12 protein-coding genes and 1 pseudogene are annotated in these 16,456 nt (G+C 63.8%); 11 read left to right on the forward strand and 2 right to left on the reverse strand.

The features are described 5' to 3' along the window. Window positions 1–103 precede the first annotated feature (103 nt). The 7 genes from FJV77_RS23005 to ugpC all read left to right on the forward strand — a co-directional run bounded on the left by FJV77_RS23005 (window position 104) and on the right by ugpC (window position 9,069). A complete protein-coding gene (locus FJV77_RS23005; protein WP_142868901.1) occupies window positions 104–1,204 on the forward strand; it encodes a glycoside hydrolase family 88 protein in 1,101 nt (366 codons plus the stop codon). Further along, complete coding sequence (gene kduI / locus FJV77_RS23010) at window positions 1,201–2,034, forward strand: 5-dehydro-4-deoxy-D-glucuronate isomerase (RefSeq protein ID WP_142868902.1); 834 nt, start codon at window positions 1,201–1,203, stop codon at window positions 2,032–2,034. The genes FJV77_RS23005 and kduI overlap by 4 nt, the downstream gene beginning before the upstream one ends. Then, window positions 2,031–4,550 (forward strand): hypothetical protein, encoded by a 2,520-nt coding sequence (locus FJV77_RS23015; RefSeq protein WP_246691352.1) that lies wholly within the window; start codon window positions 2,031–2,033, stop codon window positions 4,548–4,550. The genes kduI and FJV77_RS23015 overlap by 4 nt, the downstream gene beginning before the upstream one ends. 85 nt (window positions 4,551–4,635) lie before the next feature. Further along, window positions 4,636–5,904, forward strand: a complete 1,269-nt coding sequence (locus FJV77_RS23020) for an ABC transporter substrate-binding protein (protein ID WP_142868903.1) — start codon at window positions 4,636–4,638, stop codon at window positions 5,902–5,904. 53 nt (window positions 5,905–5,957) lie between these two features. Next, entirely contained in the window at window positions 5,958–6,923 is a 966-nt protein-coding gene (locus FJV77_RS23025; RefSeq protein ID WP_246691362.1) for a sugar ABC transporter permease, read from the forward strand. Next, on the forward strand, window positions 6,920–7,972 hold the full coding sequence (locus FJV77_RS23030; protein WP_142868904.1) for a carbohydrate ABC transporter permease: 1,053 nt from the start codon (window positions 6,920–6,922) through the stop codon (window positions 7,970–7,972). The genes FJV77_RS23025 and FJV77_RS23030 overlap by 4 nt, the downstream gene beginning before the upstream one ends. An 8-nt stretch (window positions 7,973–7,980) precedes the next feature. After that, complete coding sequence (ugpC, locus tag FJV77_RS23035; protein WP_142868905.1) at window positions 7,981–9,069, forward strand: sn-glycerol-3-phosphate ABC transporter ATP-binding protein UgpC; 1,089 nt, start codon at window positions 7,981–7,983, stop codon at window positions 9,067–9,069. Window positions 9,070–9,216: 147 nt separating this feature from the next. On the opposite strand, the gene FJV77_RS23040 is transcribed toward ugpC, so the two are convergent. After that, window positions 9,217–10,098: a CocE/NonD family hydrolase gene (locus tag FJV77_RS23040; protein ID WP_142868906.1), complete on the reverse strand. Its 882-nt coding sequence runs from the start codon at window positions 10,096–10,098 to the stop codon at window positions 9,217–9,219. 520 nt (window positions 10,099–10,618) lie between these two features. Here FJV77_RS23040 and FJV77_RS23045 point away from each other — a divergent pair. Further along, a pseudogene (locus FJV77_RS23045) lies at window positions 10,619–10,846 on the forward strand (Arm DNA-binding domain-containing protein); the annotation flags it as partial. A gap of 52 nt (window positions 10,847–10,898) precedes the next feature. Here FJV77_RS23045 and FJV77_RS23050 read toward each other — a convergent pair. Then, window positions 10,899–12,890, reverse strand: coding sequence for a protein-L-isoaspartate(D-aspartate) O-methyltransferase (locus FJV77_RS23050; protein ID WP_142868907.1), 1,992 nt, complete (start codon window positions 12,888–12,890; stop codon window positions 10,899–10,901). Window positions 12,891–13,391: 501 nt separating this feature from the next. On the opposite strand from FJV77_RS23050, the gene FJV77_RS23055 reads away from it, so the two are divergent. Genes FJV77_RS23055 through FJV77_RS23065 form a run of 3 tightly spaced genes read left to right on the forward strand, consistent with a single transcriptional unit; the run spans window position 13,392 to window position 16,422 of the window. Continuing rightward, on the forward strand, window positions 13,392–14,459 hold the full coding sequence (locus tag FJV77_RS23055) for a type III polyketide synthase (RefSeq protein WP_142868908.1): 1,068 nt from the start codon (window positions 13,392–13,394) through the stop codon (window positions 14,457–14,459). Window positions 14,460–14,503: 44 nt separating this feature from the next. Then, window positions 14,504–15,181, forward strand: a complete 678-nt coding sequence (locus FJV77_RS23060; protein ID WP_246691353.1) for a methyltransferase domain-containing protein — start codon at window positions 14,504–14,506, stop codon at window positions 15,179–15,181. Continuing rightward, window positions 15,178–16,422 (forward strand): NAD(P)/FAD-dependent oxidoreductase, encoded by a 1,245-nt coding sequence (locus FJV77_RS23065; RefSeq protein ID WP_142868910.1) that lies wholly within the window; start codon window positions 15,178–15,180, stop codon window positions 16,420–16,422. Before FJV77_RS23060 ends, FJV77_RS23065 begins: the two co-directional genes overlap by 4 nt. Window positions 16,423–16,456: the final 34 nt, after the last annotated feature.

Here is a 16,456-nt window from a genome sequence, read left to right on the forward strand (position 1 = left end):
GCCTCTCCAGCAGTGCCGTTCAATCCTGCAAAAAATTTTCAGATTGCGCAAGAAAAATGCCTGTGGGACAGTTCTGACAGAAGCGGAAAAACCCGGAGGAGTGATGCCGCTGTCGCCCGAACGCCTGAATTCCGCGCTCGCCAGCCTCGTTGCCGGCATGACCGGCCTGCGCCATGACGGGCGGTTCGACGAGCCCAATCTCGACGGCACGCCGGGCGACTATGTCAGCTTCGACAGTTGGGAATGGCCGCAAGGCGTTGGGCTCTACGGGCTGGTGCGGTTGTGGGCGCAGACCGGCGACGAGCAGCTGCTGTGGACGATCGAGGCCTGGTATGACCGGCGCATCGCCGCCGGGCTGCCGGCGATGAATGTCAACACCACCGCGCCCTTGCTGGCGCTGAGCGAATTGTGGCGACGCCAGCGCCAGCCGCGTTTCGAGCCTGTCTTGCGCGGCTGGGCCGAGCAGATCGTAGCCGCAATGCCGCGGACGCCCGAAGGCGGCTTCCAGCACGATGTCTCGGACCGAGTCAACGATGGCGAATTGTGGGACGACACGCTGTTCATGGTGGCGCTGTTTCTTGCATCCTATGGCCAGGCCGCCGGTGAGCGGCGCTTCGTTGAGGAAGCTGAACGGCAGTTCCTCGTTCATGCGCGCTATCTCGCCGATCCGGCATCGGGGCTGTGGTTTCATGGCTGGGCGTTCGAAGGCCGCAACAATTTCGCTCGGGCGCTATGGGCGCGGGGCAATGCCTGGATCACGGTCGGCATCCTCGACCTGATGGAGTTCGCCGAGATCGCCCCTTCGGTGAAAGCCTACCTGCTTGGCATGCTGGAGACGCAGATCGAGGCGCTGCTGAAGCTGCAGGCGAAGTCGGGCGCGTGGCGTACCTTGCTTGACGATCCGACCTCTTATGAAGAGATCTCGGCCACGGCCGGCTTCGGTTATGGGCTGATGAAAGCGGCAAGGCTTGGCATCGGCCCAGCGTGGTGCGAGACCGCCGGGTTGCGTGCGCTGGAAGCGGTCGTCGCTAACATCGACGCCAACGGCGTGGTGGCCAACGTGTCCTACGGCACGCGCATGGGCCACGATCTGCAGTTCTATCGCGACATCCCGATCCATCCCACGGGCTACGGCCAGGCGCTGGCGATATTGTGCCTGACCGAGGGCTCGCGGCATCTGCAGGCGAAGGTGGAGGCGGCATGATGCGGACGCTCTACGGCGCATCGCCGGCCGACATTGCCGGCATGGATACCGAGCGGCTGAGGGCCGAATTCCTGGTCGAGGGCCTGTTCCGGCCGGGCGCGATCGAATTCGCCTATACCCATATCGACCGCATGATTGTCGGCGGCGCGGTGCCGCTCGCCAACCCGCTGCTGTTCGGCACCGGCGCGGATGTCGGCACGGAGCTGTTCTTCACGGCGCGCGAGATGGGCATCGCCAATCTCGGCGGCACCGGCAACGTCACTGTCGACGGCACGCGCTTCACCGTCGCCAGCCGCGACGTCGTCTATGTCGGCCGCGGCGCGCGCGAGGTGACGCTGGAAAGCGACGATCCGGAGCGGCCGGCGCATTTCTACATGAACTCGGTGCCGGCCGGCGCCGACATCCCGCATCGCCTTATCGCCAGGGGCGAGGCCAAGTCGCTGCTGCTGGGCGAGGAGGCGCGCGCCAACAAGCGCACGCTGCGCATGTATATCCATCCCGAGGTCGCCCCGTCATGCCTGCTGCTGATGGGCATCACCGATCTCGCGCCGGGCAGCATCTGGAACACCATGCCGCCGCATCTGCACGAGCGGCGCATGGAGGCCTATTGCTATTTCGACCTCGCGGCGGCCGACCGGGTCGTCCATCTGATGGGCCAGCCCGACAACACCCGCCATTTGATGGTCGCAGACGGTGACGTCGTCCTGTCGCCGGCCTGGTCTATCCATATGGGCGCCGGCACCGGCCCCTATGCCTTCGTCTGGGGTATGACCGGCGAGAACCAGGCCTACACCGATGTAGCCCCGGTTGCCGTGAAGGATCTGCGATGAGTGTGACCGCGCAAAACGTCCGGACCGACTTTACGCTGCGCCGGCCGCTGGCGGCGGGACAACCGGTCGTCTACTGGCGGCTCGGCCCTGTCGCCGAGCAGCGCTACGACGTGGCCGACCAGCCGATGAAGGGAGAGATGGACCCCTTCTTCTTCCTGACCAAGCACAAGAATTTCATCCCGCACGAATATCCCTGCCGCACCGAGTTCGCAGCCGAGCGCCGTGGCAAGCATCCACAGGTCAGTTCCGCATTCGACGCCGGGCGCATCTGGCTGCCCTTCGCCTCGCCGCGTGTCGACCTGTCGGGCTTCTGGTTCCGGCCGACTGTGCTTGGCACCTGGGCCGAGACGATCATCGAAGCCGCTTCGGCCGGCGAGGCGTTGCTGCGGCTGCGCACATGCGGCGGCGCCGTGCTCTTCATCAATGGTGCCGAGGCCGGCTGGATGGCGCCCTACGGCCGCAATCTGGAAAGCGCTGAGGAGTTCAAGGTCGCACTCAAGGCCGGGCGCAACGATATTCGCATCTGGTTCGACGACCTCGCCGAGCGCGACGCCCGCTATTACTTCCAGTTGGACTATCTCTCGGGCCCAGCCATCTCGGTCGCGCTGCCGATCGAGGTCGAGAGCGCGGTCGCCGACGCGATGGAGGCGGCGCTCGACGACATGCGCTTCGAACGCCCCGCCTATGATGGCGGCGAGGTGGCGCTGGTGACAGGCGTGGCGCTGCCGCGCGATGCCCACGTTGCGGTCGAGATCGAGGGCGATTTCATGTCGATCGAGGCGCCGGTACGCTTTGCGTTCGAATTGCCCGCCGGCCGGATGCGGCTGCCGATCGCCGATACGGAGCAACTGCCCGCCGACTTTCGCCATTTCAAGGTGACGCTGACGGTGGGCGGCCATGCCGCGTCGCGCGTCTTCGGGGTCGAGATCTGCCACGCGCGCCGCCAGGGCGATGCGCCGGGCACGCTTGCCGCGCGCGTCGACGAGGCGCTGAGCGAGGTTGCCGACCACGCCGAGGCCGACACGGTGCGCGCGCTGGCGCGGCTGGCGATAGGGCAGGAGGGCGCCGAGACCGACGCCATGATCTCCGGCGCGCTGCCGGCGATCGAGGATTGTCACGACTGCGCCGACTTCATCCTGGTGCCGCTGCTGTGGTGCCGTGGGGCATATGGCGATAGGCTCGAGGCTGGCCTGCGCGCGCGTGTCGATAACGCAATCCGCGGCTACCGGTACTGGATGGACGAGCCCGGCAACGACGTGCAGTGGTATTTTTCCGAGAACCACGCGCTGCTCTTCCACACCGCCGCCTATCTCGCCGGCGGGATTTTGCCCGAGGCTCGCTTCGTACGCTCGGGCCGTCTTGGTCGCGAGCAGTCCGCCGTCGGGGCCGCGCGGGTGCGCGCCTGGCTCGACCATTTCGAGGCGTGGGAAATGGCCGAATTCAATTCGGCGCCCTATTTCCCGATCGACCTCAAGGGCCTGTGCGCGCTTTACGCGCTGGCGCCGGACAAGGACATCGCCGAACGTGCCGGCAAGGCGGTGATACGCCTGCTGGAGATCGTCGCCCGCTCCGCCCATCACGGCATGCTGACCGGCGCACAAGGCCGCTCCTACGAACACACGTTGCGCGCCGCGCGTTCGCTGGAATTGTCGGGCATCTGCCGCATGGTCTGGGGCAAGGGCAATTACGGCATGCGCTTCCATGCGCTGCCGCAGCTTGCGCTCTGCCTGCGCGATCACGGCCTGAGTGTTCCCCACGAACTGGCGACGATTGCTTCCGTCGCTGACGATACGGCGTGGGAGTGGAGTTTCGCGCAGGGGCAGGACCGCTTCGCGCGGCTCTATCACCACAAGACGCGCGACCATGCGATGGGCAGCGCCGCCGGCTATCGCTGGAACCAGTGGGGTTATCAGGAGACCGTCATCCACGCTCGGTTGGGCACCAATCCGGACGCGCAGATCTGGATCAACCATCCGGGCGAAGTTCTGCAGTCGGGCTATGGCAGGCCGTCGTACTGGGGCGGCTCGGGCACCTTGCCAAGGGTTCACCAATATCGCGACCTCGCCGTCGTCAGCTTCACCTGTTCGGACGAACAGCCCGACTTCACCCACGCCTGGTTTCCGGCTGATGTCTTCGACGCCGCGAAGGTGGATGGCCGTCGGGCGTTCGCGCAATCGGGCGAGGCCTTCGCCATGCTGAAGACAGATGTGCCGCTGGTCGAGGTCAAGGGCGGTCCGACAGCGGGCAACGAATTGCGGGCGGCCGGGCGCAGGACGACATGGATCGTGCGCCTCGGCGACCGGGACGCCGGTCTGCCGACGCTCGAAGCCTGGGCGGCCGCCTTTGCTGACCTGGCGGTGCGGCCGGGCGCGGATGGCGAACTGACGGTCGAGGATCCGGAATACGGCACCGTGCGTTTCCTCGCCGACGCGAGGATCATGGCTGAGGGACGGACACTTGATCCGGCCGGCTGGACCGTGCGTGGCGAGGCGACACACATGAAACGCAGGCAATAGGGAGGATCAAGCCATGCCCTCGAGAGGAGAGGGCGGGCGGCTTGAATAAATAGGGGCGCAGCCCCGACAAAGGAGGAGACGAAGCATGACCAAGCCCCGCACCTTGCTGGCCGCGATATCGGTCAGCCTGCTCGCGTCGACCAGCGCGTTTGCCGGCGACGTACGCATCATGTGGTATTCGGACGGCGTCGAAGGCGACGTCATCCAGGACCTTCTGAACCGCTTCATGAAGGACAATCCCGACATCCATGTCACGCTCGACAATGTTGCTTACAAGGTGATCCAGGAACAGCTGCCGATCCAGCTCGAGGCCGGCCAGGGCCCGGACATCGCCCGCGTTACCAACATCAAGGAACTTGCCCAGCACTGGCTCGATCTCAGGCCGCTGGTGGCCGATCCGAAATACTGGGACGACAATTTCGGCGACACGCTGGACTGGATGCGCCCCGACGGCTCGAAAGCCATCACCGGCTTCATGACGCAGCTTACCTTGACCGGTGGCTTTGCCAACAAGACACTGTTCGAACAGGCCGGCGTGGCGCTGCCCGGCGACAAGGCAACTTGGGACGACTGGATCAACGCCGCGGCGCAAGTGGCGAAGAGCCAGCAGCTTCCGGCGGCGTTCGCGATCGATCGCTCCGGCCACCGCATTTCGGGCGCCAATGTCTCCTATGGCGCGAACTATATCGGCGCCGACGGCAAGCCGGCGAAGGTGGATGACGGCACCAAGGCGTTCGTCGGCAAGCTCGTCGACTGGACCGCCAAGGGCCTGATGCTGAAGGATACCTGGGTCTCGGCGGCGGGCTCGACCTACCGCGCCGCAGCCGACGATTTCATCAACGCGCAGATCCCGTTCTATTACTCGGGCAGTTGGCAGGTCGCCAATCTGTCGACCAAGATCGGCGACAGTTTCGACTGGGTGGCGACCGGCTCGCCCTGCGGCACGGCCGGTTGTTCGGGCGTGAAGGGTGGTGCGGCACTTGTCGCCATCAAATACACCAAGAATCCCAAGGACGTCGCCAAGGTCATGGATTATTTGGCCAGCGAAAACATCGTCAAGGAGTTCAGCGAGCGCACACTGTTCCTGCCGGCGCACATGGGCGTTGTCGCGAAAGGCGGACTGAAATGGGGTTCGGCCGACAAGAATGTAGGCCCGGCCCTCGACACATTCGTCAAGGCGGCAGGTGAGACCTTGCCCGCTGCCGACGCTTTGCCGCCGTGGAAATGGTCCAACGCCTATTTCGCCGCGCTGGTGACCCGCGTCAGCCAGGTGATGGCGGGCGAGCTTACACTCGACGCTGCCTGGGCCAAGATCGACCAGGATATCGCCGACAAGGTCGCCGAGGCCAAGTGAGCGCCGCCGCGACACTCAAGACATGGGCTGGCGCCGCGCTTGCGGCGCCGGTCATCTGGCTTGCATCCATCGTCAACGTGCCGCTCAAATCCTGGCAGCGCGCGACGGGCACAGGCGGCATGGCCGCCTTCTTCCTTGCCCCGAACATGGCGATCTTCGGCATCTTCGTGCTGGTGCCGCTGGTCATCAACTTCTTCTATTCGGCGACGTCGGGCACGGCCTACTTCCTGCAGGACCGCAACTTCGTCGGACTGGAGCAGTATCAGCGCCTGCTCGACTGCAGCAATTATCTGGATACCGCCACCTGCCGCGAGGATCTGTTCTGGAAGGCGGTGCACAATACCGGCCTGTTCGTCGTCGTGCAGGTGGCGCTGATGACGGTGGTGTCGATCGCGACCGCGCTGATCCTCAACCGCGAGATCGTCGGACGCTCCTTCTGGCGCGCGGTGTTCTTCTTTCCGGTGCTGCTGTCGCCGGTCGTCACCGGCCTGATCTGGCGCTGGATCCTGCAACGCCAGGGGCTGCTCAACCTGATCGTGCACGACCTCGGCGGCGAGCCCTACAACTGGCTGACCGACCGGTTCTGGGCGTTTACCGCCGCCGTCAGCGTTTCGGTGTGGGCCCATATGGGTTTCTACACGCTCATCCTGCTTGCCGGCCTGCAGGCCATCCCGCGCGATCTTTACGAGGCGGCCGAGATGGACGGCACCAGGCCGGCGCGGGTGTTCTGGCGCATCACGCTGCCGCTGTTGATGCCGAACCTGCTCGTCGTCATCGTGCTGGCGCTGATCCGCGCCGTGCAGATCTTCGACGAGGTCTATGTGCTGACAGGCGGCGGGCCGGGAACCTCGACCCTCTACCTCACCCAGTACATCTACGAGATCGGCTTCGCCTCGCTTCTGCGCAATCCGGGCCTTGCCTCGGCGGCGTCCATCCTGATGGGGCTGGTGCTGGTCGTGCTGACCTTGCTGCAGCTGCAGGTCGGGCGCCGCGGCGAGCGCAAAGGAGCGCGCCAATGAGCGGCGTCACGACATTCCTGACCCGCCGGCGCGGTGGCCGTTCCTGGCACTGGACCGATATTGTCAGCTGGCTGTGGCTGATCGGCGGTCTCGTCATCATGTTCGGCCCGGCCGTCTGGCTGGTCGGCTCGTCGTTCAAGACGCCGGCGCAGCTTGCCGAGTTCCCGCCGACCATTCTGCCCTATGTCAGCCAGCAGGCCAGCGTCGAAGGCTACGACACGCCGCTTCCTCTCTACTCGGTGAAGTTGCCTGACGGCTCGACCAGGATCATGGCCGAGCTGCGCCGCATCGGTATTGTGGCGCAGATGGTCGATCCGAAGGCGCCGAAGGACATCGTCAAGGTCAATATCGCTGACCGCCAGCCGGTGCGCGAGATCGGCTTCGCGACAGGGAACTACACCGAGCCCTTCGTCCATTTCGACTTCTTGCACTATCTCCGCAATTCGGTTTTCGTCACCGCAATGGCGACGCTGATCACGCTGCTGACCAATTCGATGGCGGCGTTCGCGCTATCGAAATACAAATTCCGCGGCCGTGATCTCACCATGCTGGTGATCGTCGGGACACTGATGGTGCCGCTGTCGGTCATCCTGGTGCCGCTATATTCGGTGGTCAGCGCCGTCGGCCTGCTCGATTCGCTGTGGGGGGTGATCCTGCCGACCGTGGCGACGCCGACCGGCGTCTTCCTGCTACGCCAGTACATGCTGACCATCCCGGACGAATTGCTCGACGCGGCGCGCATGGACAATGCCTCGGAATGGCAGATCTACTGGCGCATCGTGTTGCCGCTTGCGGCACCCGCGCTCGCGGTGCTGGCGATCTTCTCGGTGGTCTGGCGCTGGAACGACTTCCTGTGGCCTCTGGTGGTGTTGTCGCGCAAGGAGCTCTACACGCTCCAGGTCGGGCTCAACACCTATGCCGGCCAGCTGAACGTGCAGTGGCACTACATCCTGGCGATGACCGTGGTGACGATGATCCCCGTCGTCCTCGTCTTCGTTTTCCTGCAGCGTTACATCACGTCCGGCATTGCCGGCACCGGGCTGAAGTGAGGGTGCCAATGGGACGGATAACGCTGACCGATATCGATCGCGCCTACGGCAAGGTGAAGATCCTTCACGGCATCAATCTCGATGTCGGCGACGGCGAGATGCTGGTGCTTGTCGGCCCTTCGGGTTGCGGCAAGTCCACGCTGCTGCGGCTGATTGCCGGGCTCGACCGGCCAACCAGCGGCAGGATCGAGATCGACGGCGCCGACGTCACCGAGGTTTCGGCCGCACAGCGCGGGCTGGCCATGGTGTTCCAGTCCTATGCGCTCTACCCGCATATGAGCGTGCGCCAGAACCTTGCCTTCGGGCTGGAAAACATCCGCATGCCGAAGGCCGAGGTCGATGCGCGCATCACGGAAGCGGCGCGCATGCTGGAGATCGCGCCCTATCTCGACCGCCGGCCCGGCCAGCTGTCGGGCGGCCAGAAGCAGCGCGTGGCGATCGGCCGCGCGGTGGTGCGCAACCCGACCGCCTTCCTGCTCGACGAGCCGCTGTCCAATCTCGACGCCGAACTGCGCATTTCGACGCGCGCCGAGCTGGCGGCCCTGCACAAGCGGCTGGCGACCACGATGGTCTACGTCACCCATGACCAAGTCGAGGCGATGACGCTGGCCGACCGCATCGTGGTGATGCGCGCCGGAAAGATCGAGCAGGTCGGCCGGCCGCTCGACCTCTACAACGCGCCGGCGAACCTGTTCGTCGCCGGCTTCATCGGCGCGCCGCGCATGAACCTGCTGCAGGTGAAGGTGCGTTCGGCCAGCGCGACCGAAGTCGCGGTGGAAGGCCCGAGCGGACTGGCGGCGGTGATCGCGGCCAATGGCGCTGCCCTGAAGTCCGGGGACGATGCGACGCTGGGCATTCGGCCGCACGACGTCGACCTTTCGCCAGGCGGCGCGGGCAGCGTCGAGGCGCATGTCACACTGATCGAGGCCCTTGGCCCCGAGACGGTCGTTCACGCCACCATGGCCGGCGATGAGAAGATGGTCGCAGTGCTGAACCGGCAAGGCCTCGATGCCGGCGACAGGAAGATCAGCCTGCGGCTCAATCCGGAACGTATGCACCTGTTCGATTCCGCCGGGCTGCGGGTGCCTTCGCTCTGACTCTTGTTCTGCGCGATTCCGGACACACTTTCCTGGAATTGCTTAAAGCGCGTCGCGCTGAAACGGATTCAGTCGACGCGCTTTAAAGTCTTTGTCTTGATGCATGTCGTTGTCCCAGAACCGCTGCACACTTCTGGGCGACATGCATTAGACGGCAAGGTGCTTGCGAAAGAAGCCGGCCACTGCGGCGCGCATGGCCGGCGTTTCGGCATGGCCACCCTCGGGCTCGCGGTGAAGAACGAGCCTGTAGGCGACTCCGGCCCTCTCATAGGCGTGCCGCGCCTGCGCAAGAGCGCGGTCGACAGCGGCCGGCGGCGTCAGTGGATCCTGGTCGCCTATCCCTATGAATTGTGGCCTGGGTGCGATCCGCCCGGCGATCTCGCCATTGCCGGCCAGGTTCAGTAGCCCGGGAACGGTGAGATAGATGCCGTGCAAATCGTGCGCGCCGGTGTCGATCAGGCATGCGAAGTCGGCAAAGCAGCACAGATGCGCGACGCAGGCGATGCGCGGTTCGACCGCCGCCAGCCAGTAGCCGAGCGTCGCGCCCATCGACATGCCGTAGACACCGATCCGGTCGGCGACAATGTCGTCGCGCGCGGCAAGCCAGGCAAAGGCGGCGGCCTGTTCTCCCACCATCTGGCCGGCAAGCGAACGCCCGCGCCACAGCCTGGCCTTGGTGCGTGCATTCTCGCCAGGCTCGGCGCGCAGCCCGAAGGCGGGCATGTCGATCATCAGCGTCGCCAAGCCCATCGCCGCGAATGTCGGACCGGGCGCGCCTTGAAGGCTTGCCCGGCCGTCGAGCAGCTCGCCGGCGCCGATGTCGTAGCGAAAGCCATGCGCGTGGATGCATAGGACCGCGGGCACCGGCCGGTCGTGCAGCGGGCGGGCAAGGTAGCCTCGCACCGGCTCGCCGTCCGAGGTGACGAAGTCGAGCTCCTCGAGCGTGAAGCTGTCGCGTCGTCCGCTTCGTCGCGAGCGCAGGATCAGACCGTGCTCGCCGATTTCGAATGCACCGCGCAGTCTGTCCATGGTTTTCTCGATTCTATAGCCGAAGATGATCGTCGAAAGGATGTTATACCGTTTTGCTTGAAGCGCTGGTTTTGCCTGGCTGGCGCCACCAGCCACACCGAGAAGTTTTGCAGGCCGTCCACTCTTGCGAACATCACGCGCACCACCCATGCGCGGAATCATACGGAATGATTCAGACCCACTCAAACACCGCCGAAAATACGCCAATCTGCGACGTAACGTACTGAAAACAAAGATAAATCCTTTCAGGGACAACCAGCGACGACAATCGGTACGCATAGATTGGCTTTGACGGACCGCTTGACGGACCTTCCGCATATTGCCCACCCGAATTTTCTAAGTACCGTCGGAGCGAATGAGGCTCGTGACGGTACTTTTGTGTACCTTAAGGCATTGAAGGAAAAAGGAATTTCCTGCCACAGAGCCTCGAAATCGTACTGACGGTACTTTTCAGGAGGCAATGGGTATGCTGACGGACGCCACCCTTAAAGCACTGAAACAAAAAGAAAAAATCTAAAAGATTGCTGACCGCGACGGCATGTAAGTTCGCGTCATGCCCAGTGGCGCGATCTCGTTTCGGCTGGACTACAGGCTGAATGGACGCCGCGAGACGGTCTATCTCGGCAGATTTGGCAGAGACGGAATCTCGCTCGCGTTGGCCCGAGAGAAGTGCCTCGACGCGAAGCGCGCCATTGGCGAAGGCCGATCACCGGCGATCGAGAAGAGGAGGCTTTCGGTTTCAAAAACCACAAGCCGGATGAATTGTTGCGGTCTTCTTCATGGACTCCTGTCCGCCTCGGCTAAAGTCCGAACGGATAGGTGTCGGGAACACCGGTTCCTGCGTGTTCCGGGCCAAGCGGCGTCACCGCTGCGGTTTTGTCGAACCATACGAACGCGTCGAATTGCTGGGGCAAGGAGACGTCGGCATAATGGCTGCGCAATTCTGTTTCCGGCCGGTAGATCACACCAATGAAGCGCTCCAGCCTGCGCTCCAGCAGGCGCTCGCGCAGCGCTTCGTCGCGCCTCAAGTCGAGCACGAAACGCGGTATGCGGCTGTCGTGGCAAAGCCGTTCGTAGCTGTCGGGGTGGGAGGCGCGAACCTGCTTCACCTCCATTTCACCATCCCAGTCGCTGGCGGCGGCGACGGTGCCGGAATGGGTGCCAAGGCCGACCAACGCTGCCTCATCGCCGAAACGCTGCCGGCAGAGCTGGCCGATATTCAGTTCGTCCCTGACGACACCCATCTCGGTGTGGCGGGCATCTCCGATATGCGAATTGTGCGCCCACGCGATGGCCTTGGAGTTCGGGCCACCAGCATCCAGCAGATGTTCCAGCGTGTCGAACATATGGGTGTCGCGCAGGTTCCAGGATTCAGCGCCGCCATAGTACATGATCCGGTAGTAACGCTCAGCGGCTGCGATCAGCCGGGCATTCTGGCTGGCGTCGAGGAAATCGGCGCCGTCCGATTGGGCATATTCGAGTTGTTTGGCGAGCAGATCCCGGCACTGCTCAAGAACCGCTTTCTCGCATTTCCGATAGCCGGCGGTAAGTACAGCACGACCATACGTGGATGGCTCGTTTTGCCATGGCGTCAGGCAGCCATAGCGCTCGCGCGCGATCTTTGCCGCGCGCGGGTCGACCCGGTCGAGATAGTCGAGAACCGCAGCGATGGACCCGCTCATGTTGTAGATGTCGAGGCCGTAGAACCCCGCTTGCCTGGATGGCTCAAGCTTCTTGTTGTGGTGGCGCATCCACTCGATGAAGGCCGCGAAATCGGTGTTGCGCCACATCCACGTCGGAAACCGCTGAAATGGCGTAATGGTGCCAGCTCGCGGCTGACGATGGCGAACATAGCGGTCGATCGCGGCGGCATCGGGCCAATCCGCTTCGACCGCAACGATGGTGAAACCGTGCCGTTTAACGAGCCTGCGGGTGATCGCCGCCCTCGCCTTGTAGAATTCCGACGTGCCATGGCTTGCCTCACCAAGTAGGACGACGCGCCGGTCGGCAAACCGATCGAACAATTCGCCGAAGGTCGGGTCGTCGAAATCCGGAAGCGGTTCAGCCGCTCTCGCGATCATATCGGGCAGGCTGACGGGAGGCGGATGTCGGAGCGGCCGATCGACCTCGGCCGTCTTGTCGCCTTCCGGCCAACCCTGTTCGCCGATGAGCGGGACGAACCGCACCCCGCCGAAATCCTCTTCGCTGTAGGCCGAAGCGCCTGTGCGCGTGACCTTTAGCAGACGCTGCAAATCCGGATCGTCGCCGACTGGAACGACAAGGACGCCTCCGACATCGAGTTGTTCCTGAAGAGCCAGCGGCGCACCCGGTCCGCTGGCCGCCACCACGATGGCATCGAATGGTGCCGCCTCCGGCCAACCCTTGGTGCCGTCGCCTGTGCGGACCTCGATGTTCCGATAGCCCAGCTTTTCAAAACGTTGTTTTGCCGACTTAGCCAGACCGGGATGACGCTCGATCGTGTAGACCTGTCCGACGATCCGGCTCATCACGGCGGCCGCGTAGCCCGAACCGGTACCAACTTCGAGCACGTGATCACCGGCTTTGACATCCGCCATCTCGATCATGAGCGCAACGATATAAGGTTGGGATATCGTCTGTCCGTCCGCGATCGGCAGTGGTCCGTCTTCATAAGCGAACTCTTCGAAGCCAGGATCGACGAAAGCCTCACGCGGAACTTCGCGCATGGCTTGCAGAATCTCGCGATTGCGGATGCCACGCCCGCCGACATGTACTTTAACCATTCGATCACGGGCACTGGAGAGACCGAGCATTTCTAGCTCCCTTTGGTGACCGCCTTTTGGTGACCGCCCTTTGGTAACTTGTCCGCGACGCCTCGAGGATATCCTTCGCGGTACCTTGATCAGCCATTGCCTTGAGCTTGGCTTTCGCGGCTCCAGTCTCTAACCGCTGGAAGACTTCAAGGTTCCCACAATTTCCCGCACAGGGCCTGCCAGCCCATCCTGAATCGCGAACGGCTCTTGCTGCTTGGCAGCGCGCGGTTCGATGCCGGCCCTGATGGCGGCCGTCTGGGCTTGCTCGGGCGCGCAGCCGCTCCAGTTATCACCAGCGAACTGAAGCTGGAGAACCGATACTGGAGAGGCGTGGCGGACACCTCGACTCCGGCAGGCAGCGATTGCCGGGACGAAACTCGTTTTGGGAGACGTTTACGGAACAGGCAACGCTCAAAGCCGGCGCCTCAAACATTGGTGCCCCGTTGAGCAAAGACCCTTCGGCAGCGACGATACCGCGCACGACGCCCAAGGAGACCGGAAATGTCTGCTAACGCCTACATCAACCGGATCGCGACAGCGGTTCCGGAGTATGAGGTTCATCAATTCTATCTGCGGTTCGCGGCTTCCATGCTTGCTGCCAATCGCAGGAGGATCTTCGAACGCATGGCCGGCCTTGCCGGCATCGAAAGCCGGTATTCCTGCTTTGCGCCAGCCCTCGACCCCGAGGGCGCGTATGTCGACCGTGCGGGAACCTTTGTCCGAGGCGCATTCCCCGGGACGGCCGCGAGAATGGCAATGTTTTGCGAAGCCGCTCCTGTGCTGGCACAAAAAGGCGTCGACGGATTGCGGCTTGGCGACGAAGCCTCGCGCATCACCCATCTGATCGTCACCACCTGCACTGGGTTTTCCGCGCCAGGCATCGACTTGGAGCTGGTTCAGAGCTGCGGCCTGTCGGACAAGGTCGAGCGCACGATGATCGGCTTCATGGGCTGCTACGCAGCGGTCAACGCCCTCAAGCTGGCTCGCCACATCGTTCGCTCCGACCCACAATCGAGAGTCCTGCTGGTCAATATCGAACTCTGCACCTTGCATCTCAACGAAACCACCGAACTGGAAAAGCTGCTGTCCTTCTGCCTTTGGGGCGACGGCTGCGCGGCCGCGCTCGTCACCGCCGAACCGCCCGGCATCAAGCTCGACAGCTTTCACTGCCTTGTCGCGGACGAGCGGCGGGATCTGATGAGGTGGGACATTCGCGACCATGGCTTCGACATGGTTCTTTCTGGTCAGGTTCCTGCGGCGATCCACGACGCGCTGCTGAGCAACCAGGACGCCTTCCTCGGCGGTCGGCCACCCGAAGCGATCGATCTCTGGGCCGTTCACCCCGGCGGGCGTTCGATTCTCGACGCTGTTGAAAGGGCGCTGAATCTCACGCCGGCCGCGCTAAAGCCGTCGCGCGAGGCGCTGCGCCGATATGGAAACATGTCGTCGGCCACCGTAATGTTCACGCTGCAAGAGATGCTGAAGGCGCCGCCGGGCCTGCTGGGCTGCGGCATGTCGTTCGGACCCGGCCTGACGGCTGAAACCATGCTCTTTCGAACAGTATCATGAGCGAACTGAATCAACGTCGCCTTGTCCCGGAAATCCTAGACGGATTGGCGGCCGACGATCCGCGGGCGCTCGCCTCGCGCCGCGATCTCACCCGCATCAACGCGTTGATGTTCCAGGCGCGGATCATGGCGTCATTGCTACGGAAATTCGCACCGAAGCCGCCGCGGCGCATTCTGGAGATAGGCGCGGGCGACGGCACCTTTATGCTCGCAGTGGCGCGGCGCATGGCCAGGTATTGGCCCGAGGTGGAACTGACAATGCTCGATCGCATCGATCTCCTCACCGCTGAGCTCACCGCCGATTTCGACAGGCTGGGGTGGATCCTCGAAGGCATCACCGCCGACGTGTTCGACTGGGCGGAAGGCACTGGGGGCAAGCCGTTCGACGCGATCACCGTCAATCTGTTCCTGCATCATTTCGACGATGCCAGTCTGGTGCGTCTGTTTTCTCTGCTGGCGCCGAAGGCTCCGTTGCTGCTTGCGACGGAACCGCTGAGATCGATGCCGGCGCTTGCCGCGGCTCGCCTTCTACCGGTGATCGGCGTCAATGACGTGACACGACATGATGCGGCCCAGAGCGTGCGTGCCGGCTTTCGCGGCAGCGAACTTTCCGGTCTCTGGCTCGCGGCCGGTCGCAAGCCGCTCGAGGAACGACGCGCCGGTCTTTTTTCCCATGTCTTCGTCGGTGTCAGCGACAATGCCGGTTTTGAGTTGAACCCGTGAGCAACCTATCGACCCATGATGCGATCGTCATCGGTGCCGGCCCGGCGGGCACTTCCGCCGCACTGACACTGGCCCGACGCGGCTGGTCCGTGGCGATCGTGGAAAAGAGTGCGTTCCCGCGCCGCAAGGTCTGTGGCGAATACATCTCGGCAAGCAATCTCGCCCTTCTCGACCGACTGGAGATCGGCGATGCCTGGCGCGTTAATGCTGGCCCCGAAATCCGCCGCGTAGGCTTCTTTTCCGGCGAGACCTGCGCCGCGGCGCCGATGCCGGACGCAAAATATGGTCCTTCTGCAAAAGACGGTTTCGGTCGCGCGCTGGGCCGTGACGTTCTCGACGCGTTGCTCTTGCAGGCGGCGCGAACGGCGGGCGCCGAAATCTTCCAGCCTTGCCGGGCCGTCGCCATCGATTGGGATGGGGACATGCAAAAGGTGTTTATTCAGGCGAGGGGCGAGAATTCTGGCGACGAGACGACGGCCTTGCGGGCGCCGGTGATTGTCGCCGCGCACGGTTCCTGGGAACCGGGACCGCTGCCAAGCCAGCTCGAAAAGACCAGCCGTCCGTCGGACCTGCTCAGCTTCAAGGCGCACTTCACGGGCTCGACGCTCGCGCCCGATCTGATGCCTCTTCTGGCGTTTCCCGGCGGCTATGGCGGTATGGTCTTGGCCGATCATGGCCGGCTGTCGATCTCTTGTTGCATAAGGCGCGAGATGCTCGCGCGACTGCGTAGGAAACATGGCTCCGGACATGATGGCGCCGAAAGCCCTATGTCGGCCGCTGACGTGGTCTTCCATCATCTCATGGCTTCTTGCAAGGGCGTAAGCGATGCTCTGGATGAAGCCCGCCTCGATGGGCGGTGGCTTGCAGCCGGCCCGATCCGTCCCGGTATCCGCGCCTGTTATGAGAAAGACATCTTCCGCGTCGGCAATGCCGCCGGGGAGTCTCATCCGATCATCGCCGAAGGCATCTCGATGGCGCTTCAGTCCGGTTGGCTGCTAGCCAGGGAACTTGCTGGCGCGCCAAGCGGCCGGGCAGGGCGCGAAGCTGCCGGCAGACGCTATCAAGCGGCGTGGCGAGGATTGTTTTCGACGCGGGTCCACGCTGCCGCGGCCATAGCCCGAATGGCCCTTGGCCCCGGCGGTCCCGCATTGATGGCGGCGGCTGTCCGGAATTTCCCGCAAACACTGACACTTGGCGCGCATATGAGCGGCAAGACGAGGCCGGTTCCCGGTCTTACATGACCGGCGTCATAGCGCGTCGCTGCCGCCCACAGCA

Origin of the sequence: Mesorhizobium sp. WSM4306 (genome assembly GCF_007003975.1) — a bacterium.
Classification (GTDB): domain Bacteria; phylum Pseudomonadota; class Alphaproteobacteria; order Rhizobiales; family Rhizobiaceae; genus Mesorhizobium.